Source organism: Methylotenera sp. L2L1, from assembly GCF_000744605.1.
GTDB lineage: Bacteria > Pseudomonadota > Gammaproteobacteria > Burkholderiales > Methylophilaceae > Methylotenera.
Window position 1 is genome coordinate 2,190,601 of record NZ_JQMG01000001.1, and the last position, 24,557, is coordinate 2,215,157.

At 41.9% G+C, this 24,557-nt stretch carries 20 protein-coding genes and 3 tRNA genes; 9 read left to right on the forward strand and 14 right to left on the reverse strand.

All coding sequences use genetic code 11. The features are described 5' to 3' along the window. Window positions 1–77 precede the first annotated feature (77 nt). Together FG24_RS12825 and FG24_RS12830 are read right to left on the reverse strand one after the other, a co-directional pair. Window positions 78–1,646, reverse strand: coding sequence for a diguanylate cyclase domain-containing protein (locus FG24_RS12825; protein WP_235189762.1), 1,569 nt, complete (start codon window positions 1,644–1,646; stop codon window positions 78–80). Further along, window positions 1,591–2,925, reverse strand: coding sequence for a CHASE domain-containing protein (locus tag FG24_RS12830; RefSeq protein ID WP_036303241.1), 1,335 nt, complete (start codon window positions 2,923–2,925; stop codon window positions 1,591–1,593). Before FG24_RS12830 ends, FG24_RS12825 begins: the two co-directional genes overlap by 56 nt. A gap of 526 nt (window positions 2,926–3,451) precedes the next feature. On the opposite strand from FG24_RS12830, the gene FG24_RS10385 reads away from it, so the two are divergent. The 4 genes from FG24_RS10385 to FG24_RS10400 all read left to right on the forward strand — a co-directional run bounded on the left by FG24_RS10385 (window position 3,452) and on the right by FG24_RS10400 (window position 6,407). Next, on the forward strand, window positions 3,452–4,027 hold the full coding sequence (locus FG24_RS10385; protein WP_235189763.1) for a TetR/AcrR family transcriptional regulator: 576 nt from the start codon (window positions 3,452–3,454) through the stop codon (window positions 4,025–4,027). A gap of 106 nt (window positions 4,028–4,133) precedes the next feature. Next, window positions 4,134–4,967 carry an oxidoreductase gene (locus tag FG24_RS10390; protein ID WP_036303246.1) on the forward strand — a complete coding sequence of 278 codons (834 nt, stop codon included), beginning with the start codon at window positions 4,134–4,136 and terminating at the stop codon, window positions 4,965–4,967. An 8-nt stretch (window positions 4,968–4,975) separates the two neighbouring features. Then, entirely contained in the window at window positions 4,976–5,356 is a 381-nt protein-coding gene (locus tag FG24_RS10395; RefSeq protein WP_036303248.1) for a hypothetical protein, read from the forward strand. A 31-nt stretch (window positions 5,357–5,387) separates the two neighbouring features. Beyond that, window positions 5,388–6,407 (forward strand): NADP-dependent oxidoreductase, encoded by a 1,020-nt coding sequence (locus FG24_RS10400; protein WP_369797035.1) that lies wholly within the window; start codon window positions 5,388–5,390, stop codon window positions 6,405–6,407. Between the two features lie 429 nt (window positions 6,408–6,836). Here the strand turns inward: FG24_RS10400 and FG24_RS10405 are convergent, their stop codons facing one another. From FG24_RS10405 to FG24_RS10415, 3 genes are read right to left on the reverse strand one after another with little or no spacing between them, the layout of a single operon-like run. Further along, window positions 6,837–9,182 (reverse strand): bifunctional diguanylate cyclase/phosphodiesterase, encoded by a 2,346-nt coding sequence (locus FG24_RS10405; protein ID WP_036303253.1) that lies wholly within the window; start codon window positions 9,180–9,182, stop codon window positions 6,837–6,839. Between the two features lie 20 nt (window positions 9,183–9,202). Beyond that, entirely contained in the window at window positions 9,203–9,811 is a 609-nt protein-coding gene (locus FG24_RS10410) for a methylamine utilization protein (RefSeq protein WP_036303255.1), read from the reverse strand. A gap of 40 nt (window positions 9,812–9,851) precedes the next feature. Further along, on the reverse strand, window positions 9,852–10,289 hold the full coding sequence (locus FG24_RS10415) for a group I truncated hemoglobin (protein WP_036303259.1): 438 nt from the start codon (window positions 10,287–10,289) through the stop codon (window positions 9,852–9,854). 170 nt (window positions 10,290–10,459) lie between these two features. Between FG24_RS10415 and FG24_RS10420 the strand changes: the two genes are divergently transcribed. Beyond that, window positions 10,460–11,284 (forward strand): DUF3034 family protein, encoded by an 825-nt coding sequence (locus tag FG24_RS10420; protein ID WP_235189764.1) that lies wholly within the window; start codon window positions 10,460–10,462, stop codon window positions 11,282–11,284. A gap of 89 nt (window positions 11,285–11,373) precedes the next feature. On the opposite strand, the gene FG24_RS10425 is transcribed toward FG24_RS10420, so the two are convergent. From FG24_RS10425 to smc, 8 genes are all read right to left on the reverse strand, one after another. After that, window positions 11,374–11,898, reverse strand: coding sequence for an HvfX family Cu-binding RiPP maturation protein (locus tag FG24_RS10425; protein WP_036303260.1), 525 nt, complete (start codon window positions 11,896–11,898; stop codon window positions 11,374–11,376). A gap of 69 nt (window positions 11,899–11,967) precedes the next feature. After that, window positions 11,968–12,633: a sulfite oxidase heme-binding subunit YedZ gene (locus FG24_RS10430; RefSeq protein ID WP_036303263.1), complete on the reverse strand. Its 666-nt coding sequence runs from the start codon at window positions 12,631–12,633 to the stop codon at window positions 11,968–11,970. Window positions 12,634–12,650: 17 nt separating this feature from the next. Further along, window positions 12,651–13,649, reverse strand: coding sequence for a protein-methionine-sulfoxide reductase catalytic subunit MsrP (gene msrP, locus FG24_RS10435; protein WP_036303266.1), 999 nt, complete (start codon window positions 13,647–13,649; stop codon window positions 12,651–12,653). A gap of 167 nt (window positions 13,650–13,816) precedes the next feature. Further along, window positions 13,817–14,719, reverse strand: a complete 903-nt coding sequence (locus FG24_RS10440; RefSeq protein ID WP_036303267.1) for a tetratricopeptide repeat protein — start codon at window positions 14,717–14,719, stop codon at window positions 13,817–13,819. A 35-nt stretch (window positions 14,720–14,754) separates the two neighbouring features. Next, on the reverse strand, window positions 14,755–15,567 hold the full coding sequence (gene cysQ, locus FG24_RS10445; RefSeq protein WP_036303269.1) for a 3'(2'),5'-bisphosphate nucleotidase CysQ: 813 nt from the start codon (window positions 15,565–15,567) through the stop codon (window positions 14,755–14,757). 2 nt (window positions 15,568–15,569) lie between these two features. Beyond that, window positions 15,570–17,597, reverse strand: a complete 2,028-nt coding sequence (ligA, locus tag FG24_RS10450) for an NAD-dependent DNA ligase LigA (RefSeq protein WP_036303272.1) — start codon at window positions 17,595–17,597, stop codon at window positions 15,570–15,572. An 18-nt stretch (window positions 17,598–17,615) separates the two neighbouring features. Then, the gene (locus FG24_RS10455) at window positions 17,616–19,127 is read right to left on the reverse strand and encodes a cell division protein ZipA C-terminal FtsZ-binding domain-containing protein (protein ID WP_036303275.1); all 1,512 of its coding nucleotides are present in this window, start codon (window positions 19,125–19,127) and stop codon (window positions 17,616–17,618) included. 34 nt (window positions 19,128–19,161) lie between these two features. Next, entirely contained in the window at window positions 19,162–22,713 is a 3,552-nt protein-coding gene (gene smc, locus FG24_RS10460; RefSeq protein WP_036303276.1) for a chromosome segregation protein SMC, read from the reverse strand. Window positions 22,714–22,789: 76 nt separating this feature from the next. Between smc and queF the strand changes: the two genes are divergently transcribed. From queF to FG24_RS10480, 4 genes are all read left to right on the forward strand, one after another. Then, a complete protein-coding gene (queF, locus tag FG24_RS10465; protein WP_036303277.1) occupies window positions 22,790–23,236 on the forward strand; it encodes a preQ(1) synthase in 447 nt (148 codons plus the stop codon). A gap of 173 nt (window positions 23,237–23,409) precedes the next feature. Next, window positions 23,410–23,485: transfer RNA gene (locus FG24_RS10470), tRNA-Ala, on the forward strand. Between the two features lie 77 nt (window positions 23,486–23,562). Continuing rightward, a tRNA-Glu gene (locus tag FG24_RS10475) sits at window positions 23,563–23,638 on the forward strand. A gap of 94 nt (window positions 23,639–23,732) precedes the next feature. After that, a tRNA-Glu gene (locus FG24_RS10480) sits at window positions 23,733–23,808 on the forward strand. Window positions 23,809–23,958: 150 nt separating this feature from the next. On the opposite strand, the gene msrB is transcribed toward FG24_RS10480, so the two are convergent. Then, a complete protein-coding gene (gene msrB, locus FG24_RS10485; RefSeq protein ID WP_036303279.1) occupies window positions 23,959–24,399 on the reverse strand; it encodes a peptide-methionine (R)-S-oxide reductase MsrB in 441 nt (146 codons plus the stop codon). Window positions 24,400–24,557 lie beyond the last annotated feature (158 nt).

Here is a 24,557-nt window from a genome sequence, read left to right on the forward strand (position 1 = left end):
GATTGAGCAAAACAATATTAATGACTTATCTACTATTAGAGCTCACATATTAATGCATCAGCTCTACATAATTTAAATCACATCGTGTCATAAAAATAACACCTGTTCCTACCAGCTGCCTTTGATTGGTACATGGCGATATCAGCATTTTTCATTAACTGCTTAACATTGATTTTCATATCACCTGAACGTATTGCAACACCAATACTGGTGCTAATGAACACCTCTTGCCCATGGACATCAATTGGCGCTTTAAACTTATTGAGGATTTTCTCGGCGACGACTTCGGCCGCTTTTATACCTGAAATTTCTGAGAGTACAATCACAAACTCATCCCCACCTAATCTGGCAACAGTATCGTTAACACGCACACAGGAGAGTAGGCGCAGTGCTGATTCTTTAAGTATTAAATCCCCTACATCATGACCTAGCGTGTCATTGATTGCTTTGAAGTGGTCTAAATCTAAGAAAAACAATGCAACAGTACGTTGGTAACGCTCAGCCTGTGCTAGTGCATGCTGTAGCCTATCCATCAGCATTTTGCGATTGGGTAGGGTAGTCAGTGTATCAAAATAAGCATCTTGCTTGATTTCGTTGTCTCGGATTTTACGGTCTGTAATATTTTCAATCTGTGCAATAAAGTATTGTGGTGATTGCTCTTCATCTCTAAATACACTGGCAGAAAGCTGAACCCATACAATTTTCTTATCCTTACGTATGTAGCGCTTCTCCATTTGATACGTGTCAATTTTGCCATCGACTAGCTGCTGAACGTACTCAAGGTCGATAGATAAGTCCTCTGCATAGGTGATTTCTTGAAAGGTGAGCCTTGTTAATTCATCACTCGTGTAACCTACAATATTACATAGCGTTTGGTTCACGATTGTGAACCTTCCCTCCAATGATACGATAGCCATACCAATAGGCGCATACTCAATAATTTCTCTAAAACTTTTTTCACTGGCTCGCAGCGCGTGCTCTATCTTTTTACGCTCTGAAATGTCATCAAAAACCACCACAGCACCAACAACTTCATTGCTTCTGAACAATGGAACGGCGCTTACAGCAATGTAAATAGGCATTCCATTCTTATGCCAGAATATTTCTTCTGCGGACTTATAAGATTGTTTTGAATACATTACATTACGGATATGGCACGCACTTTCAGGATATGGTGTCTCATCAAGATGCTTATTGTGAAACAGCAAATACGCATTTTGTCCCAATAACTCATGCTCACTTCTACCTAACAAATCTTGCGCCTTAGGATTGGTAAACGTAATCATGCCATTGGTGTCCATCACATAAATCCCTTGGCCTAGCGTCGAAGTAATTTCTTGAAAGCGAGAAAAGCTTTCTTTAAGCTCTTCAGCCTTTTGTTTCACTAAGTTTTCGATACGTACGGTGTAGCCCGTACCCATTAACAATAATGCACCCATCAGGCCAGTACCAAACAGACCAATAGCCAGCATATTCCAACTTTGCCAGCCACGATGATGTTGATAATACAGCGCTGTGGGTGTGGTTTCTAAGCGGTACAGTCTTGAGCCAAATTTAAACTCTCTGGAATATAAAACTTCAGCATTTTTCTCAACAAACACCATCGTGTAAGGTTTTTCCTGACTGAACATCAATGAGGCGTGCATCGATGGCGCTTTTAGTAGGGGTGAACAGCTCTCCAAAAAAACGCTCCGCTTTAAATATGATGCAAAGTACCCCATCTTGTTTAGTTCCTGTGATTGGATACATCAGCAGAAAACCAAGCTCTGTGCCGCCATCGTTAATGAGCTGTACGGGCGGGGTGGCAACGGCTTGTATTGTTTGAATCGCTGTCAGAATAGCCTGTTTGCGATCTGATAAATAAGCTAAATCAAACCCTAATATTGCACGTGCAGTCTCTTTGTTAGGCTCTATATAGGTAATGGGGAAGTACTCATCGCGCTGAGTAGCTGTCACCATTTGTTTGTTGGTGTTGAACTGCCTAATTTCAAAGGTAGGTGAATGTTGCCTCTGCTGCCTTACAAATGAATGCCGAGCTTGCTGGCTGACACTCGGCGCCCACTCTATGGCGTGTATCATGGGGTAACCGGTTAAGGTTGCGCTGACGAAATGATGAAAATCTTGCCTAGTTACTTTGTCGTTAGTTCGATAGTTAAATAACGCACTTGTTTGCTTTAATACAGCCTCTTGAGATTCAAAGCGTAAGCGTAGATGTTCGGACAATTGGTTTGATAAAGCGTCGAACTCAACAAGAGATTCTTTACGTTCCCATCGGCTGACCATTACAAAAATCACGACCAACAGTGCGAAAATAACAGTCATAGGCACGGCGACAGTGTACAGACGCTTTTTCCAAAGGCTGCGGGGTTGCCCAATAGCCACTAAACATAGCGGCAGCATCACGATAACGCCTAATGAATCACCAATCCACCATGAGGCCCAGCTTGTAAAAAACAGTGAGGGCCCAACTAAGCCTAGCGCATACAAACCGCTAACGGAAATTGTAGCGCTGATTAAACAGATGGCGGGGGCCGCAATAAAAAACGTTACCACATCCATAGGATTATCTAACGAGGTGGGATAGCCAATTTTACGCTTCAGCCACCAGCCGCCTACATAGGCTTGTAGTACAGAGGCCGTTGCAATTAAACACGCGACTTCTAGATTAGTGATATTGATTTGATGTTGAGCGCTATAACCGACCCAAATATTAAGCAATAAAGAGCCCAGAAAGATAGCAGGTAGCAGCGATCTTCCTGCAACAAATACAGCCGCTACGGCGATACCTGCTGGTGGAAAAATGGCAGAAGCATAGCCCGGCGGTATTGCCAGCATCAAACCAAGCTTGCCCGTTATCACATACGCCAAAATTAGCACTAAGCTATAAGCTAGTATTTTGTTTGTTTTTGTTAATTGATTAACCATTGATGAAATTATATAAATAAAAATTAGCGCTAAATTTTTTAGTTAAGACTATTGAAGCAGTGATGGTAATTAATAAAGTGTTTACCCGTTATCGGATGGATTTAGTTTCTGGTGATTTACCTGTCATTGTGTTTAACCTCTGCACAAAACCATAAGCTGCAGCCACAGTGCCATCGCAAACTCAATAACATTTTACAGGGTAGTGTTTTTATATAAAAGTTATAAAGTTAGTTTCTGTACGTAAAGCGCATTGGTTAAGAATATATATTTAGTTTGCTTTGTATTATTGGTAGTTTCGGAACATGTTGCTATTTCTAAACAGACCATCAATGTTAGATTCAATCACTTTATAAACTTTATTCGTTGCGAATAAAGTTTAAGCTGACTTGTTGCAATGATGGGTGTTAAAAACGCAACACTTTGTGTAAGTAATTTCCTTTCAAATGATCATCATCAACTGCTAAATAGAAATTTCATTTGCATTTTATGATGGTTGTCATATATGATGGTCATCATGAAAAATGATATGAATAAACCAAATGCTTCCAATCGTAAAGAAATCACGCATACGCGCATTGTAGAAACCGCTGCCCGAGCAATTCGTAGAAGTGGTTATGATGGAACTGGTGTTGCTGATATCATGAAAGAAGCAGGCCTCACGCATGGCGGGTTTTACGCGCATTTTGCGTCACGCGATGCAATGCTCGCCGAAGCTGCAGATCGAGCTGGGGAAGATACTATTGCTATTGCAAAAAAAATATTCGCTAATGTCCCTGATAATCAAGCATTGCAGGCATTGATGAATGCTTATTTATCAAATGAGCATATGGCTAACATTGAATCAGGGTGCTCTTTAGTGGCCTTAGGTTCAGAAATGCCTCGCCAAGCACCAGAAGTAAAAAGGGCCTCTACTTGCCGCGTCAAGGAAATGATTGCTCTTATTGAAAGTAGATTATCAGACCAGCCAAATGCGCATGCAGAAGCGCTTGTAATGTTGTCAACGATGGTAGGGACATTATTATTAGCTCGTGCGATAGACGACCCTGAACTTAGCGTAGCTTTCCGCCAAGCTACTTTAAAACACTACGATGCCAAAAAATGATTAATTTCTTATTCAGTAATTTGGCTTTTTTTTGATTATAAATATGATAACCATCATATTTATATGGCATATTTTTTATAATTTTGAATGAAACAGGAGACATAAAATGAAAAGTAAGATCGCAATTGTGACAGGCGCATCATCAGGCATTGGTGAGGCCACAGCAGAATTACTCGCAAATTCTGGTTATAAAGTTTATGGAACAAGCCGTAAAGGAGTGCAAATTGCACAACGTTCATACAAGATGATTGCGTTAGATGTGAACAGTGAGGCATCTATAGAAACTGCCTTAAAAGAAATAATCAAAATTGAAGGCCGGATTGATCTGGTTGTTAATAACGCAGGCTTCGGCGTAGCGCCAGGTGGGGCCGAAGAAAGCTCAATTGAACAAACCAAGACGCTATTTGAGACCAACTTTTTTGGCATCGTCCGCATGACGCGTGCTGTTGTGCCTTACATGAGAAAGCAGGGTGAAGGCCGAATCATCAATATTGGTTCCATTCTTGGGCTGATACCGGCCCCATACATGGCAACTTATGCCGCTACTAAGCATGCTGTCGAGGGATTTTCTGAATCGCTAGACCATGAGCTAAGAACAAGAGGCATCCGTGTATCAGTGGTTGAACCTGGGTATACCAATACACATTTTGAAGCGAACACGCAAGAAGTTGACGCCAAAATAGATGAGTACAACCTTGCGCGCAAAGCACTCGCAAAATTAATTAAAGTAGCTATTGCAGGCGGTGATGACCCAAAAGTCGTCGCCAATGTTGTTTTGAAAGCGGCCAATGCTAAACAACCAAAGCTACGTTACGCTGCTGGTAAATTAGCGTGCCGCTTGAGTTTTCTGAGAAGGTTTGCACCTGCTGCATTGGTGGATATTGGTATTCGAAAAGAGTTGAAGCTTGACTCACTCCACAAAATAGCTAATCAACCATAGAGGCTATCATGAAATTATTATCTTTTTATCTACTTTCAGTTTTTAGTTCAATCTTGTTTATAGTCTTAGCCATCATCTTGATGTTTGCACCAGATTTGATGTTAACAGGATGGGGAGTGGAGTTAACAACCGAAGTAGGGCTGGTTGTAAGACGAATAGCAGCGCTGTATGCCGGGCTGTCTGTGATGTTTTTCATGGTTAGAAATGCGGAGCATTCTACAACTCGTACAGCCCTTATCTACGGAACTATAACTGGCTGCATGCTACTGGCATGCCTAGGTATTTATGAGCTTTCTATAGGACATGCAACTAGCGGCATCCTGACAGCCGTTTTAATCGAAGTCGCTCTTGTCCTAGCGTTTCTGTATGTCGTCGCTTGCAAGAAGTAAACAACACGATCAACAAGAAATCAGGAGTGAGATGATGAAAGCATTTATCTTGAAACGTTATGGCAAGTCCGATCAACAAGAGTTTGCAGACATTCCCCTGTCTGCAATCAAGCCCAACGAAATGCTCGTTCAAGTTTATGCCGTCGGTCTTAATCCGATCGACTATATGATTGCGAAAGGAGCATTCAAGGCCATCATTAAGTTTCAGCTACCAACTACGATGGGCAGCGACTTGGCGGGTATCGTGGTAGAGGTTGGAAGTCGCGTGAAGCGTTTCAAGCTAGGTGATGCGGTTTTTGCCAGTATCTTCGACCTTGGTACGGGAGCGCTTTCTGAGTTTGCTGTTGTGCCTGAGAGCGCTGCCGCGATCAAACCGGCAAATCTGGACTTCGTACAAGCGGCTTCAATCCCGATGGTAGGACTCGCTTCCTGGCAAGCACTTAAAGAGCTGGCACATCTCAAGTCAGGCCAAAAGGTATTCATACCTGCAGGTTCTGGGGGTATTGGCACGTTCGCAATCCAACTTGCAAAACACCTAGGAGCAACGGTGGGAACAACAACTAGTACTAGTAATGTTGGCTTGGTTCAGCGCCTCGGTGCCGATGAGGTAATTGATTACAATAAGCAGGAGTTCGAGGATGTGCTACGAGACTACGACCTAGTACTTGGTACGGTCAGGGGTAATGGAATCGAGAAATCTCTTAATATTTTGAAACCCAATAGCAGCGTCGTATCACTCGTAGGCCCACCAGATACTGCTTTCGCTCGCGCTAGAAACATGAACTTCCTCATGAAGTTTGTGTTTAGGTTGATTAGCAGCAAGATAATTCGCCAAACTAGGAAGCTTGGCATCAAGTATTCATTCCTGTTCGTACATCCCGACGGCCACCAACTCGCAGAAATTGGAAAACTTCTTGATGCGGGACATATCCATCCAGTAATAGATAAGGTATTTCCGTTCAGTCAAACAAAAGAGGCGCTTGCCTATCTTGAAAAAGGTCGAGCTAAGGGGAAGGTGGTTGTAAAGGTTAACAATAGCGTTGCACTATAAATGGTAGTTTACATATTTTACGCAACACACCCACAATGTGCCATTACTTCGCATTCTTAGTAAGTTCGTATAATGTATATTATGTAAAATAACACATAGGCACTTAATTTGCACATTAAGGGAGTAAAAACCCTATGTGCTACCACTCTGACATGTTCGGCGATGTAATTGTAACTGTTGATGAAGTTAATATTTGGCTTGATGCGTCCGCACGTTTACACGGGCGCACAGTTTGACCAGACGCAATTATTACGCGAATAACTATAAAGATGACTTAGGGATAGTATTACATTCTGAAAAGGACATGCTGAATTGTAATTTGACGAATTGAGCTTTATCGCTGCTGTGCTTTATGTTGGAATATATAAAGCACAGCAGGCTCTAAGAATACTGTTACTGATTGAGAGCGTATGCGGTGTGAAATGCATATTATTTCCACTGTTGATACCATGTCTCGAAATCATGTACAGGAATAGGCCTGGACATATAATAGCCCTGACCATAATCACAATTCATGTCTTGTAAGAATTTCCAGACTTTAATGTTCTCAATGCCCTCAGCCACCACATGTAAACCCATATTATGGGCAAGCTCGATGGTTGAACTGACGATAATACGATCATTCTGATTATCTTCGATATGCATAACAAATGATTTATCAATTTTAAGCTCACTGACAGGCAGTTCTTTTAGGTATGACAATGAGGAGTACCCGGTACCAAAATCATCAATCGCTAATTTAATACCCATTTCAGATAAGTGTAGCAACGTTTGTTTTGCGCGATGAGGATCATCCATAATGCTACTTTCAGTCACTTCTAGTGAAATGAGTGAGGTGTTAGAGCCCGTGGACTTTAATATCTCAGTGACTTTATTTGGAAAGTCCGAGTCAATTAAATCGCGCGCGGAGATGTTGACAGCAATTGGGATTAAAATGCCCTTTTGCATCCATTGAGCACTTACTTTGGAGGCTTCTGTAATCATCCAAAGCGTAATATCCCTAATTAGGCCGGTTTGCTCGGCAAACGGGATAAACTGATCAGGAAAAATCAATCCGCGTGCGGGATGCTTCCACCTGATTAATGCCTCAACTGAAGTCACTACCCTACTTTTAAGATTGATTTTAGGTTGAACAAACAACATTAGTTCATTGTTCTGTATAGACTTTTTAAGCTCTGAAGCTAGTGTTAGATTAACATTACTCCCTGCATCAAAACTGGGGTCAAATATCACAGGGCCAGATTTCTTTACTTTTGAAACCTGCATCGCAATCTCTGCAAAACTTAACAATTGTTCTATCTGATTACTATGTGCTGGATAGCTTGCAATGCCTATGCCCGCGGTAATATCAACAAAGTTATCATCTAGTTGAATTGGCTTCTCAAACGCCTGTAAAAGCTTTTGTGCAATATTCACCGCTATATTGGCATTGGTTGCTGGTAGCAGCACCGCAAACTCATCTCCAGAGATTCTTGCCACGACGTCATTATCTTTACGAAACACTTGTGAAATGCGGATTGATACCGCATGTAGCAACTCATTACCAAAATCATGGCCAAGCACATTGTTAATTTGTTTGAATCGATCCAGATTCATGACCAAGACAGAGAGTGGCTCACGATTAGCTTCTGACTTATAGATGGCGCTATTAAGTTCTTTCATAAATGACGCGCGGTTAGGTAGGCCAGTCATCTCATCTAAGTAAGCCAGCTTAAGAATACTTTTCTCTCTATCAGCAATTGCAGTACGCATACTGCTGAATGCGCTACTTAGCTTTCCTAACTCGTCTTTTCTAGAGGTATCTACTTTAAATGTATAGTCGCCCTCCTCTAGTTTTTTAGCGGTATTGGCAAGCTCTACAATTGGCTGAGCGACTATTCTTGAAACATATAAGATACTCACAATAAAAATAAGCATTCCAACGATGCTTAAAATTAAAAGATTAAGTAACAAGACTTGAAAAGGCGCGGTTGCTTCGTCGATAGAGCGCTGCAAAACAACGTATAGCGAATCATTTATGTTTTTAAATATAGCTACATACCTAGTGCCAAAGGCGACTTCGCCAATCGTAAGCTCTAAATTTTTATTGGTGCTTAATGCAGGTTGTGTTGCGGTATATTTCACAATTTGATCACTGGATCTAACACTCATTGTTCCCGCGGTGGAGCGCCAAGGGCTGGCGCCAGACTGACTAATGAAAGTAACTTCTAGATTACTAAGCTTATGAAGTGTATTTGCCAAGCTGTTGTTAATTTCAAAACCCATAACAACCCAGCCGATAGTAAGGGGTGCCTTTACTGGCACTGCAACGAGTTGGTAAGGCTGATTATTGAAAATAGTAAAATTATTCTTCTGGATATTATTTTTTGCAGCATAAATAACTTCAGCTATTTTTTCACTCACTTCACTTTCTGATAGATTCTCAGAGATTACCAAGCTGTTTTGATCTGCAGAGTAGAATATGGCAATATCGGCATTAATCCTTGACTGGTGATTAATAAGGGCTGAAAGTATCGTTTCATGATCACTACTAGCAATTGCGGCTTTAAAGCCAAAATCTGCCGCTAAGATGCGTGCACCAACGCTTAAGCTATCACCATTATGTTGTAGTAAGTTAATAAATACACGCTCACCTACTTCCAGTTGCTGATTAACAGAACGTCGAGCATTTTTATCAATACTTAATTTAATGGCGATTGAGCTTAAAACTTGAATGACCAATATTAGCGATAGAAAAATAACTGAAATTCGACTTTTTAAGCTTTTAAATTGCATATTGGATAGTTTTTTAGTGATTAGTTATGCGTTTCGAGCTTTAGTGAAACGGTATCATTACTTTTTACTGTTATTTTTTGTTCAGAAACAAAATTCTCTTTTGTAGTGGCATAGTGCCATGCCTTAAGTGTGTGTTGACCAGTTGGTAAGTCAATCAATTTAACCATGCCATTCACATCACTTTTGCCAAAATGAGGCGTGTCTACTATGTGAATATAGGCCAGCATGTTGTCGTGAATGTTACAGCCAAGTATCACTGTCCCAGGTTTGTCAAATACAACTGGCTTTGCGGGAACGCCTGAGTAAAGCTTTAGTTCAAAAGTTTTAGCAGGTGAGAACGAATAAACATGATGTCTTACTGAGTCTTTATTTGGAAAATTTACACTAGTGCCTACTTGCACTACGCTTACAATTGGTGAAAACTGTTTGTTCTTTTGATCAACATTCGCCTCATTAGTTGGTTTAGCGCTAGATTTAACTGCGGTTTCCAAGTAAACAACAGCATTACTAAGAGGATTGCCTGCTTGATCTAACACTTGAACCGCTAACTCTGCAGCTTGAATTTGAAATGATGTTGCAAGTAATAACAAGCTAAAGATTGTACTATTGCTCAGGGTTTTGCTATTCATTGGTCAGCTCTAAAAAAGTTAGCTCTAAAAAAAATAAAAATCAGTCCGTCACAATATCACGCTTCATAGGCGCTAATATTTTTAAGAGCTCATTTTTCTCTCGTTCACCAACATGTCTATTTAAGGATGTCCTAAACGCATCTACAAATAACTCGAACTCAGCTGTCGTGATTTTAAGATCGCGATGAGAGTTTTGCATAGTTTCACCCTCATAGACACAGCTCCCACCAGTTAACACACAAAGTTGGTCTACAACGCTTTGTTTTAAAGTAGTTAATTTAATACCATCGAACGAACGTTTAATTTTAGGGTCATTAACAGAGTTGTCTATTGTTTCAGACACAACAACTGAGAGTACAGGCAACCCGCCAATTCGTTCAAACAGGGATGGAGTAGCATTTGCTGTTGTAAAAGAAGATTGCATTTGCGCACAAGAGGAAAGTAATAATATCAAAACAATCAACACACTTTTATTCATAAATAGCTCTCGGTTTTTATCTATCCTTACTTTAATATAACTACTGTGATTAATCTACGTAATTTAGTGTTTATTATTTTTAAATAGCAATAAGAAAGACAAATATGGTGTTGAATAGTCCCAACAAAAAACAACTACTGACTTGGTCGTTGAATGCTTTAGCAATTTTAATGTTAAGCCATTCAAACTTTTTATTGGCTGGTGACCGCTTATTGGCTACTGGCGGCGTGATGCAAATGGAAGGTGCTGGCGGTGGAGGATTAACGCCATGGGCTTTAATTTCAGGTTATGGTACAGACAAACAAGTGGGCGGTACGGCTTTTTATACTGAGGCAAAAACAAATGGTGATTTTGAAATTAGCGCAGGTGGTGTTAGCGTTGGCTTGTATAATCGTTTAGAAATTTCTTTAAGTCAGCAAAAGTTAGGCCTAAGCGATACGGTGCCAGGTGAAAGTATTCGTGTAAACACATTGGGCGTGAAACTACGCTTATTTGGCGATGCTATCTACGATCAGGATACATTGCTACCACAGGTGGCAGTGGGCGTTCAAATTAAACACAATGAAGATTTTCGCAATATCCCTAAAGCGCTTGGCGCAGAACATCAAACAGGTGTCGACGTCTATTTTGCGGCTACAAAACTTTACTTAGATGCAATTTTCGGTAGAAATTTACTGCTGAATGGTACGTTGCAAGCAACAAAAGCTAATCAGTTTGGTTTTTTGGGGTTTGGTGGGGATAATCGCGATAGTTATCAAATCAAACCGGCTGCGTCTATTGCAGTGATGCTGACAGATCAGGTGTTATTAGGGACTGAATATCGTTACAAACCTGATAATTTGAGTGTATTTAAAGAAGAAAACGCGCATGATATATTTTTAGCATGGTTTCCTGCTAAAAATATATCACTCACCGCAGCGTATTTGGATCTAGGCAACATTGTGAATAAAAGCAACCAATCTGGCTGGTATTTATCTGGGCAAATCGCGTACTAAGGATTGATAATTAGCAATGCTTAGTACGCGTGGTTTAAATATTAACCACGTTTAATATCCATGCTTTTTAGTATTAAAGACTCTTAATATCAATTACTTTGGCATTTTTGTTTGATTAAATAATCTAAGCTCAATTTACCTGCGCCGCCAAACAGCAATGGTAAAAACATGATGATATATATCAATGGTAATTTGTAGTTACCCAAACCGTCGCCCTGCTCATCAAGAATGCGGTAGCCTGTCCATAACTCACTTAAACTAGACCATTGAGCAGGCCAATGCACCGCAGCAATTGCCACGATGGTAAGGATGATGAGTGTTGCAGAAAAAAACCTTGTTGCAAATCCTAGAAGCAACGCAGCCGCACCTAATAACTCAAAATAGATTGCTATATGCCAATTAATTTCTGGCGGAATCAAGCCAAATGGGAATGGAAACGTAATATCAGCAAACCAATTCTCTCCATGGAGTTTTTTGTACCCAGCTTCACCAAACTCGTAAGCCAGTATTAATCTGAGTAACAAAGGGGGAATGCTTTCAGAAAGGCGATTTAAATGATAAATGCCGTTTGTATAGATACCGCAGCCACAACTTATCAGTTTACTTTTGTACATTTACTTTATCCTAAATATTGTTCTTGTTGATTAGTCGGAAAATATTGACAATACTTACAGAAATTAACGCTAAGTAGATACGGACAACTTCATTTTTCTTGTTTTTTCTGACTTTGATTTCATCTGGCGCAATTTATAAAACAAACGCACCCCCAAAAGTAAGCCTAAAACCAGTGCGTAAAATAATGGCTCTCTTATATCTTTTTTGACCAGCCACCAAAAATGTACAACAGCCAAGATGGCAATTAAATATACGGACAGATGTAGCTGTTTCCAATGTTCGCGCAATTTCTGCATCATGTATTGATTAGAAGTTATCGCTAATGGCACGGTTAACAAATAGGCTGAGGCCCCTACCAATACGTATGGGTGCTTGATAATGTCTTTCAGAATGTCAGCCCAATCAAAACCGTAATCTAGCCATAAATAAATAGTGATATGTATGCTGGCGTAAAAAAACATCATCAGTCCAAACATGCGTCTGAACTGTAGCTGCCACGCAATCCCCCATAGTAGCCTGATAGGGCTAAGACTTAATGTCAGCAGTAAAACAAATAAAGCCCAAAAACCTGTTGATCTTTCAATGAACTCAATAGGATTAGCGGTCAAATCATCACTGATACCTAACCAGATTAAGCGGGCAAGCGGTACTAAGCAAAGCGTAAATAAACTGAATTTAATCCAACTTATTTGCCTCTTATTAGGGACTCGCCGCAAAAGTTGTTTAATGTGCATAGCGGTAGACCTGTCGTTTAAAAGTTCTTACGTAGATCTAAGCCTGCATACATCTGCCCTACTTGCTCGGTATAACCGTTAAACATCTGCGTTTTAATACGACCAGCAAATAAACCAGCACCAATTCTTTTTTCTGAAGATTGCGTCCAGCGTGGGTGCTCTACTTGAGGATTTACATTTGCGTAAAAACCATACTCTTTAGGCCCTGCTTTCATCCAAGTGGTGATTGGCATTTTTTCAGTAAAGCGAATCTTAACGATTGATTTAGCCCCCTTAAAGCCATATTTCCAAGGCACAACCAAGCGCATTGGCGCGCCATTTTGGTTAGGTAGTTTTTCACCATATAAACCAACCGCCATCAGGGTCAGTGGATTCATTGCTTCATCCATGCGCAGGCCTTCTGTATATGGCCAATCTAATATAGGCAAGTTAACGCCCGGCATTTGTTGCGAATCAGCAAGGGACACAAATTCAATATATTTGGCATTTGCATTAGGTTCTGCCCATTTGATTAACTGAGCAAGGGGAAAGCCAAGCCATGGAATCACCATAGACCACCCCTCTACACAACGCATGCGGTAAATACGCTCTTCTAGTGGGGCTAGCTTGATGATGTCTTCAATGCTAATGGTTTTATTTTTTTTCACTTCCCCTTCAATGCTAACTGTCCATGGATGTGGCTTAAACAACTTAGCGTTGACCGCTGGCTCACTTTTACTTGTGCCAAACTCGTAAAAGTTATTGTAAGTGGTGACATCTTCGTATGAGGTTAACTTTTCATCTTTACCATAAGATGTTTTAGTAAACCCTGGTAGCGACAATATTGATTTAGCGCTTTTGCCAGCAGGACCATTTAGACGCGTAGCATCTGCCGCAAGCAGCAGATTGCTATGAGCAAGTGCTGAAGTGGCAAGCAAGCCAAACCCAGCTTGCTTGATAAAGTGACGCCGATTTTCAAATACCTCTTTAGGTGTGATATCTGAAGGCACAATGTCGGATTTTTGTTGAATAATCATGGGGTACCCAGTCAGCAAAGTGTATGTTTTAAAAGTATTAAACCATCATAACTATATGCGAAAATCTGTCACCTAGCTGTGACCACGCAACTCATAATGAGTTTAATGGACAACCCTTAGTCTGAGTGTATGAATTATCCTTACAAAATTAATGCAAAAGGATGTGATTAAATCAGGCCTTGCGTTTCTTTCTCAATCTCTTCCGCTAGCGCCTGATCCTTGGTGTTTTTAGCGATTAGTTTGGCTTGATCGATAAGCGTTTTGGCCGTTGTAGTGTCACCATTGGCAGCTTTCACTTGCGCCAATATGCAGTAGCCGTAAGCTTCATAATAGGCACCGCCTTGGTCTTTCGCGAATTTAATAATTTTATTCAGCGTTCTTTCAGCATTGGCATAGTTTTTTACAGCCGCATAATAGCGACCTAACTCAATACTGGAGTGTGCATATTGGTCTAACGTACCTGATTTCTCATGCATTAAAAATGCTTTAATTTGATACTCTAGTGCTGCATCATGTTGGTTTAACATGTGATAAGAAAACGCGACAGATTCAAAACTTTCACCGCGCTCGTTATCATTTGCTGCAAGCGTGTTGGCGGTTAAATATGCATCAAGTGCAGATTGGTATTGCTTGGCATTAAGATGCACGTTCCCAATGCTTTGATGTGCCACGCGCTCAAACGCTTTGCTATGCGTTACTTTTGCTTGTTGCAAGCTTTGCTCGTAGCTTGAAATCGCTTGCTCATATTGGCCAGCGTCTTTGTAAGCGTGTCCAGTCACAAGCGCAACAATCGTTTTATCAAATGCGTCTTTAGATTGTTTGTCTGCTAATTTAAACGAAGATAAAGCATCGTCCAGCTTCCCTTGTGCGCTATATACGCGACCTTGGCATATTAACGCTTCCTTATCACTTTTATCGGCACTCAGTGCTTTAGATGCAAAGGTTAACGCTGTCGACAAATCCATTTGATCGTAGGCTTTGTTGCATGAAAATGCATGATCACTAGCCGCATGAATCGTATTAAAAAACAAAGAGGTAAATAATATAGTTAAAGCTTTTTGTAGTTTCATTGTTGATAGTTACTCTTTGATGATGTAATTAATAATTATAAGAAAGCTGCCCATTGCTGTGAGCGCTCGGCCGTTGCAAAAAAGTGTGGGTTTAATAGTGATGGTTTGTTGTTGTAACTCAGCGTGACTGCATGCTCATCTACAATATCTCCACCCGCTTCTTGCAGTACGCAATGCGCTGCCGCAGTATCCCATTCGTAAGTTGGCCCTAAGCGAGGATACACATCAGCACCACCCTCTGCTACTAAGCAAATTTTTAGAGAGCTTCCTAAACGAATAAGTTCAGGTTTGGCTAAAGTGACAGTCTCTACACTATGCATAAATTTCTGGAACTTTTCATCTGAATGCGACCGACTGCCTGCTATTGTAATCTGTTGCAGATTCAAGTTTTTTGTATGGATTCTTTGTACAGATGCCGTGCCGATTTGTTTATATGCGCCCTGCCCTTTACTTGCATAATAAGTTAAGCCTGACACTGGTGCATACACCACCCCCATAATCGACTGATGCTGGCTAACTAGTGCAATGTTAACGGTGAACTCGCCATTACGTTTAAGAAACTCACGCGTGCCGTCTAATGGGTCGATTAACCAGTATTTTTGCCAACTCAAACGTAAGCCAATATCAATCGCATCAGACTCTTCAGATAACACAGGAATGTCAGGCGTAAGTTGGTGAAGTCTTGCAACGATAATATCGTGTGCAGCAATATCAGCCTCTGTCAGTGGGGAGTTATCAGACTTCATTTCAAAGCCAAAATCAGTGGAGTAAATTTGCATAATCGCCTCACCTGCTTCTTTGGCGATTGCAATCACATCATCTTGAAATTGATAGCCTTCATTTACCATGGTTATTCGCTTTCAGCTAATACTGCTAATAAGCCTGCCTCATCTAAAATCGTAATGCCCAATAACTGTGCTTTCTCCAATTTACTTCCTGCTTCAGCCCCTGCGACAACAAAGTCTGTTTTTTTTGAAACACTGCCTGCTACTTTGCCACCAGCAATTTCTATTAATGCTTTGGCGTCATCGCGCGACATTGTTGGCAAGGTGCCAGTTAACACAAAGGTTTTTCCACTCAACTTACCTGTTGATTGCTGCCTACCTTCGGTTTCCTGCCAATGTAATCCAGCTGCTAATAGTGCCTTAATCACCTCTTTATTATGTTCTTCAGAGAAGAAGTCTTTAATTGACTCAGCAACAATTGGGCCAACATCGTTGACCTCGAGTAAACTCTCAATAGATGCATCCATCAAAGCTTTTAAGTTACCAAAATGCTTCGCCAAGTCTTTAGCGGTGGCCTCGCCCACATTACGCATACCCAAGGCGTAAATAAAGCGAGCAAGTGTAGTTTCCTTACTGGCATTAAGTGCATCTAAAATATTTTGAGCAGACTTTTCGGCCATGCGCTCAAGGTTACTAAGCGTGCTAATATCAAGTTGGTAGATATCAGCGAGCGTATGCACCAAATCAGCCTCAACCAACTGGTCCACCAGCTTTTCACCTAAACCTTCAATATCCATTGCGCGACGAGATGCATAATGAGTGATCGCTTGTTTGCGCTGTGCAGGGCAAAACAAGCCGCCAGAGCAACGTGCAACCGCTTCATCTTCTTGTTTGATAATATGTGAGCCACATTCTGGACAAATAGTTGGCATTTCAAAACGGCGAGCATTAGATGGCCTTCTTTCTAGCACCACACTCACCACTTCAGGAATCACGTCTCCAGCCCTGCGCACACTCACGGTGTCGCCTATTAGAATATCTTTACGGCGAATTTCATCTTCATTATGTAGCGTTGCGTTCGTCACCGTTACACCACCTACAAACACTGGCTTTAGCCTTGCTACTGGTGTAATTGCACCAGTACGCCCTACCTGCACCGTGATATCTTCTACTTCTGTCAACGCCTCTTGTGCAGGAAACTTATGCGCAATTGCCCAGCGAGGTGCTCTAGACACAAAGCCCAACTCATTCTGCTGATTAAATTGGTTAACTTTGTAGACGACACCATCAATATCAAAAGGCAACTGCTGGCGTAACTGGCCGATTCTTTCATAGTAGTCACTTAGCCCATCCACGCCATAGACTACATCACGCACATTGCTGACAGGAAAATGTAAGCTGGCCAAATAATCCATTGCAGCACGATGACTAGTCAGCGTTGGTATGCCCTCAGCAACACCCAAGCCATAAGCAAAAAATGTAAGTGGGCGTGTGGCTGTTATTTTTGCATCCAGTTGTCGCAAACTACCTGCTGCTGCGTTACGCGGGTTAGCAAAGAGCTTTTCACCTTTGGTTAACTGCGTTTGGTTGAGTTTATCAAAGTCACGTTTCAGCATAAGCACTTCGCCACGTACTTCGAGCAACTGTGGCGGGTTTGCAATATTTAAACGCATCGGAATCGCACGTAAAGTGCGCAGGTTATGTGTGACATCTTCCCCTGCATAACCATCACCGCGTGTAGCGCCTTGCGTAAAAATACCATGCTCGTAAGTAAGTGTAATGGCTAAGCCGTCAAATTTAGGCTCTACGGCATATTCAACCTGCGCAGTTCCTAGCGTATCGCGAATGCGTTTATCAAACGCTTCCAGCTCACTAAGTTCAAAAGCATTATTGAGTGATAGCATTGCTTGGCGGTGGGTGATGCTATTAAAAGCATTGGCGGCAGAGCCGCTAACGCGCTGGGTTGGCGAGTCTGAGGTAATCAAGCTAGGCGTTTGGATTTCTAACGTTTGCAGCTCACGATAAAGTTGATCGTATTCACTATCAGGCACAGAGGGGGCATCTAGACCATAATATTCATAGTCATAACGCGCAATCAACTCACGTAACGCTAAAACACGCTGCTCAGCGCTGCTCAACTTCGAATCCGACATTAAATCTAACCTTAAAACTTATGAAAACAATCTACGCGCACTATCTGAGCCAGGCACGATACCTCGCACTAGCATGGTGGCGTAAATCACTTTGAGTTGCTGCCGAATTTTTTCGATTTGCATATCACCTAATGGTCTATTGTTATCATCAACCAATACAGCGTTTAAACCGAGCTCCATTTGCCTTGCCACTTGCACCATTTGGTTAAATGCCTCAGTGCAATGCATGACATGCGGGATATCCAGCTGAAAAGTCACGGCTTTTATGACGCTGGTTCTTAACATTTCTGGGTTAAATAGATAGTTATCTCGATTAAACATGATAAAAGAAACTGATGGTGTGCTATTTACAACTGGTGGTGTTTGACTATCAGTTTTATGGTAATACTTGAATGCTCCGTCGGCCTCCAACACCATACCCTGCGCTTCGCCCAAGCCTCTTAACTTGGTGCCGGTGAAGGCGCCATTGTCGCCATGCACCAAATGGAACCCCATGGTCTTATCAACGTCAATGCAAAAAGCATCTAGCGCTGAAGCCGCTAATAGTGGATCACCATTACTTTGCCATTCAACATGTCCATCAATATCCAAGCCTAAAGTTTCTACAGCCAATTGAAATCGATTCAATATGCTACGAGTGACAGCACCAGCGCGGTCAGCAAGCTGTAAGCTGCATGTAATTTTACTTGTATTTTGATTTGCAATATCAGGCTGCGTTGCTAAAGCTGTTAGTGGAACCCAATCACTATCATTAATTAACGCATGCAAATGAATTGGCTTGTCATAATCTTCGAAAAAGCCGCCAATACTTGCTGTCAGGTTTGAAACGCTCGTTTCATTGGCTAAATAAATAACAGCAATTAAATCCATTTGCGATTGCAACATTGCCGGTAAGCTGGATTTCATCACATCATTAACAGCAGCAGCGGGTTGAGCTGTATGTGTAGGCGCTATTGATGCGACATTTTCAACATTAACTTTCTCTTCCACATGATTAAGGTTGAGATTCGTCGCTGTTGTATTGACTGGGCTGCTTGCTTGGTTGCTTGCCTGGTTGAAAGCGTCATTGAAAATTGCTTTAATTTCTTCATGCTGTGCGGGCTTGATATTGGCGGCATGGGCAGACGCTTCAACATCATCATGTAAGTGCTCATCAAGATGATGCTCAGGCTCATGGTGTTGTCTCGCCACTAATGTTGAGTATGCCTCATCAATATCTTCTAAAACATCTTTGCTATTTTCTGGTTCAATATTGCTGATTGCTTCGTATCTGTCATCATGAACATCATGATGAAAATGCTCTTTTAAGCGCTCGGTATCAATAGAAAAGTTATCTTCTTCGAAGTCACTTTCAAAGGTATTGGCTGCGTTAGTGTGCGTATCATTATTCAGAAGCGCGTCATTTTGCGACTCTGAAAAGCTGTTCTCTATTTGCTGGTTAAACTTTCTCTCCTGCCACCAGTTAAACAAAAGTACAGCAGCAATGATTAAAGCACCAATAATTATCAATATTATTTGCAAATCGTTCATTTACATTAAACTCTCAACTAAATTACAACAGCGATTAAGATGCCGTTTCAACCATTTTCACAGCCTCTTCCATATCTACGTCCACTATGCGTGAAACACCTGATTCCTGCATAGTAACACCGATTAATTGCTGCGCCATTTCCATCGTAATTTTATTATGACTCACGTATAAAAACTGTGTTCTTTCTGACATTTTTTTTACCATGGCACAGAATCGCTCAGTGTTACTATCATCCAGTGGCGCATCCACCTCATCCATCAAGCAGAATGGCGCTGGATTTAATCTAAATAAAGCAAATACCAAAGCCAATGCCGTGAGCGCCTTTTCACCGCCTGATAACAAGTGAATCGTACTGTTTTTCTTGCCTGGCGGCTGTGCAAACACTTGTATCCCTGTGTCGAGGATCTCGTCACCTAACAGCTCTAGCCTAGCTTGCCCACCACCAAACAACGTGGTAAATAACTCATTAAAGTGTTTATTGGCCTCATCATAAGTGTGTTGCAAACGACTACGGGTTTCACGGTCAATCTTGAAAATAGCATCCTCTAAGGTTTTGCTCGCTTCATTCAAGTCGCGACATTGGCTATCTATGTAGTGTTTACGCGTCTGTTCTGAAGCTAACTCTTCTATGGCAGCTAAGTTGACAGCGCCTAAAGCTTCAATGTCAGTCTCAAGCTTTGTTTTATTTCTTTCAAGGTCTCTGACTTTAATCTCTGTGGTCGCATTTTGTTTGAGATGACTATCAAGCAGTGCCTCTTCAATGTTTGATGCCGCAAGTTCGGCTTGGCATTGCTCAAAGTAAATACGCGACTCCTGCTCACTCAAGCGACCAGCTTCTAACTTATCTCGTAAAGGATGTAACTCTTGCTCCAGTTGCAGCCTCAGACGCTCTTGCTGTTGCAAAACAGATTCGCTTTCACTCATTGCACTACGAGCATTTGCTAGTGATGCCTCTCGTTGCTGCTTGGTGTTTAACGCCGCCTCTAAGTTCGCTTTTAAAGTTTCCATTTTAGTAGAAGCTAGCGTGCCATCTACGTCTGCACAACGTAATTTTAGCGAACTTTCTTCTTCAAGTAAAAATCCAAGTTTCGAATTTAAATCGTTGATATTATTATTAATTAACTTAACATTAAAACTCTTCTCTTGATGCGAGCGCTCTACCTCCTGCAACTGCGCACGCGCCTTATTTAACACACTTTCTGCAGATTGCTTTTTTGACTCCATTGACTGCTTCTCATGCTGAAGCGATACAAGGCTATTTGAAATCTCACTCAATACCATTTGCTTTTGAGTGCTTTCAATTTGCAGCTTTTGTAACTTTTCTTCCGCCACATTGCAATCTGCTTGCAACATCCTTTGCCGCTGTATTGCATTAGCTTGCTGCTGCTTAATCTGTTGCAAATGTAAATTTAACTGGTGCGCCTGTTGGGTTACTTGCTTCAAGTGTTGCTGATGCGTATGTTGCATCGCCCGTAACTGCTGCAAGTTACTTTCCAGCAAAGATACCTGACCAGTTTTAAGTGTGAGTTGCGCCTGAACCTCGGGTAACTGCGTTTGTAAGTTAGTTAAGCGTGCTTGGCGCTCAAGCACACCGTGTAGCACAGATTGCTCACCAAAATAAGTCACACTTTGCCGCGTGTAAATGTCACCATGTTGATTAACCAAACACTCGCCTTGTTTTAACGAATGAGTGGCTTGGGTAATATCCGCATCATTGTCGAGTATATAAACGCCAGCAAGCCAATCCTGCAACACAGCCTGAAGGGCTGGCGTCACATGCTCAACTAATGAGTACATTTCAGCAAAAGGAGATGATATTTTAGTGTGTGTAGGTACAGCATCGGCGGTGACGGCCAGCGTCATGGCTACCGGCGCCCTATTTCCCAGATTAGATGCTAGAAATGATTGGTCACACGCAATAGCATTAAGTTTTGCCCCAAGAAATGCCTCAAATGCAGTTTCCCAGCCAGACACTATACGAACAGCCTGCCATATCCTTAAATTTTCATTTAGCTTGCCATTGAGGCCTACACTGCTCAGCCAAGCACCCAATGCGGAGCTATTGTCTACTTGACGCATAGACTGCTGCAGCTTTGCTAATGAGTTGATTTCAGCCTCAAGCACATGCAAAGCTCGTTGATGATGATGAGTCTCATCTCTGCTAGCTTTAATGTCCAAATGTAAAGCCTGCTCTTGCTGAACAGCATTTGCATTTTTCTGTTCCAGCTCGGCAACCTCTAATTCCAACGCACTTAATTGTGACTGTTTTTCTACAATTAAACTGTCAGCAGGTATTTGTAATGACTCACAATTCTGCTGTAAGCGCTTTAACTGCTCGCTAGTTTCTGTGACGGAACGAGATAAATGCGTCATATTCGCCTGCTCTAATCGCAAGCGTTGTTCTGCATTTAGCCATGCTGACTGACTGGCATTAAACGCAGAAAGCACCGCTTGGTACTCCTGCAACTTTAATGGCACATCACTACTTGCAGCCTTCACGGCATCTTCAGCACTTATGAAATCAGCGTCGGCTTGAACTAGAGCAGCCTGCGCCAGCGTGTGCGCCTCTTCCACTTGATGACGCTGATTAGTGTTCTTTTCTAACTGGGTAAGTAATTGCTGTAATTGAAGTTGTAAACGCTCTCTGGCATCAGCAGTATTTTTCACTTGATTCTCAAGATTAGAAACCTCTGCATTCGCTTCGTAATAAGCCGCTTGGGCCGTATTAACCGCCTCACTTGAGGCAACATGCTGCTGCCTTAATGTTTCTAGCGTGCTTTCACTACTTCGCAAACCGGCCATTTGCGCCTCAAGCGCGTTGACCAGCCCTTCAACCGTGCGTTGCGACTTTTCCCATTGTGTACTTGCATCACGTTTCTTTAATAACCAAATCTGCGCTTTTGTAATATTCAAAGCTTCTTGCATTTGATTATATTGTGCAGCCACCATCGCCTGTGATTGCAAGCGTACTATCTGCGTATCCAGCTCACGTAAAATATCTTCTACACGCAATAAGTTTTCACGTGTGTCACGTAAGCGTTGCTCGGTTTCCTTACGCCGCTCTTTATACTTGCTAACACCTGCGGCCTCTTCAAGAAAGATACGCATTTCCTCAGGGCGTGCTTCTACAATGCGGCTAATGGTATTTTGACCGATAATTGCATAAGCACGACCACCTAAGCCTGTGCCCAAAAATAAGTCGGCTACATCCCTACGGCGCACAACGGTGTTGTTAATATAGTAAGTTGAGCCTTTATCGCGCTCAATGACACGCTTTACAGAAATTTCCGCGTATTGAGACCACTCCCCTGACGCACCGCCCTCGCTATTATCAAACACCAATTCAACACTGGCGCGCGAGATGGGCTTTCGATTACCGGAACCATTAAAAATAACCGCATCCATTGCATCTGCACGCATCTCTTTGGCAGAAGACTCCCCCAGCACCCAGCGTACAGACTCCATGACGTTGGATTTTCCGCAACCATTAGGGCCAACCACGCCAACACGCTGCCCATGTATGTACAATGTTGTGGGGTCAACAAAAGATTTGAAACCAGAGAGTTTTAGGTGAGTTAAACGCAAAATGAACTTTTACTAATTAGGTTTGACTTAGAACGTTATAATAACGTTTTTTAAGCCAAAAGCTCTACTATCTATCATGACTGAACTCTCCTTAGGTACCAAACCAACTGCGCAACCCTCTAAAACACTAGAGACATTTGAAAACCCAAACACGAAACGTGACTTTCATATTCATATGGAAATTCCGGAGTTCACTTGCTTGTGTCCTAAAACGGGCCAACCCGATTTTGCTGTCATTTATTTAGATTACATCCCAGACCAGCTTTGTGTAGAGCTTAAAAGCTTAAAACTCTACATGTGGTCATTTCGCGATGAAGGCTGCTTCCATGAGGCTGTTACAAACAGCATTCTGGATGACCTGGTTGAAGCAACACAACCTAAGTTTATGCGAGTCACTGCTAAATTTTATGTACGAGGTGGTGTATTTACCAATGTCATTGCTGAACATCGTAAACAAGGATGGCAACCACAACCACGTGTTGAGTTGACCCAGTTTGAGAGTCAATCGAACATTCGCGGTTAAGTTTAAAAAGTAAGTTGCACAAAGCAAGCCGCATAAGGTGAGCCGGGCACATGCATTATTTTTTGAGTTTTTGAGCAAATTAGAATGAAAGTGATTGACAAGGCCCGCGCCCATCTTTAATATTGCGCCTCGCTAACGCTGCAACGCTTTTAAAGCAAAAGCAAGTAGGTTTTGGGGGTATAGCTCAGCTGGGAGAGCGCTTGCATGGCATGCAAGAGGTCAGCGGTTCGATCCCGCTTACCTCCACCAAAGTGTTAGAAATAGCTTCGATTTATTAGCAAATTGTAGTAAAATGCTGCACTTGTAGTTTAGCGGTAAATTCTTAGGTCCCCATCGTCTAGAGGCCTAGGACACCTCCCTTTCACGGAGGCGACCGGGGTTCGAATCCCCGTGGGGACGCCAATAAATGTAAACTGTTACTTTAACTATTTACAGGCAATGATTAAAAAGTGTGTTTGAAATATAACGCGCTGTTTAAAGAGCAATACTTTCTTAGGTCCCCATCGTCTAGAGGCCTAGGACACCTCCCTTTCACGGAGGCGACCGGGGTTCGAATCCCCGTGGGGACGCCAAAAGTCATAAAAATCAATGACTCAAGCAAAATTCACTAGTCAATCTAAGCATTAGTACACTATTCATCGTGCCCGTCACATTTTATAGTCCTAGCTACCTGATATTTTCTTGCAAACGTTAATTACACTAACATTGGCAAATGTCATCTCTTATTTTTTCTGAAGCGCAATCGCATTCATACAGTAACGCAAACCACTCTCACCAGGCCCATCAGGAAAAACGTGACCCAAATGCGCATCACAGGCATTACAAGTAGTTTCAACGCGGGTCATGCCATGGCTGCTATCTAAACGGTAAGCAATGGCATTGGGTTTGATTGGTTGACTAAAAGATGGCCAGCCCGTTCTTGAATCAAACTTTTCTGAGGCATCAAACAGCAATGTATCACAGCAGCGGCAAGCATAAATGCCTGGCTCAAGTAGTGAGCATAACGCAGAACTAAATGCCCTTTCAGTACCTGCTTCTCGGGTTACCCAATACTCTTCGTCACTTAACAGCCCTCGCCACTCAGCTTCTGTTTTGGCCACTCTCTTATCTGGGGTAAGATTGCCCTGATTTGCAAGCTTCAATACATCATTCCATTTCAGCATGGCGCTTCTCCTTATAGCTACTTTTTATGGTGGTTGTTTGTGTGAGTGAACTAAACTTTATTTAGTTGCATAAAATATAGCTGCATAGATTAGTTTAGTTGCATAAACAAGTTAAGCGATATTTTTGAGAGTTGCACACTGGAATTTAACTACACAGC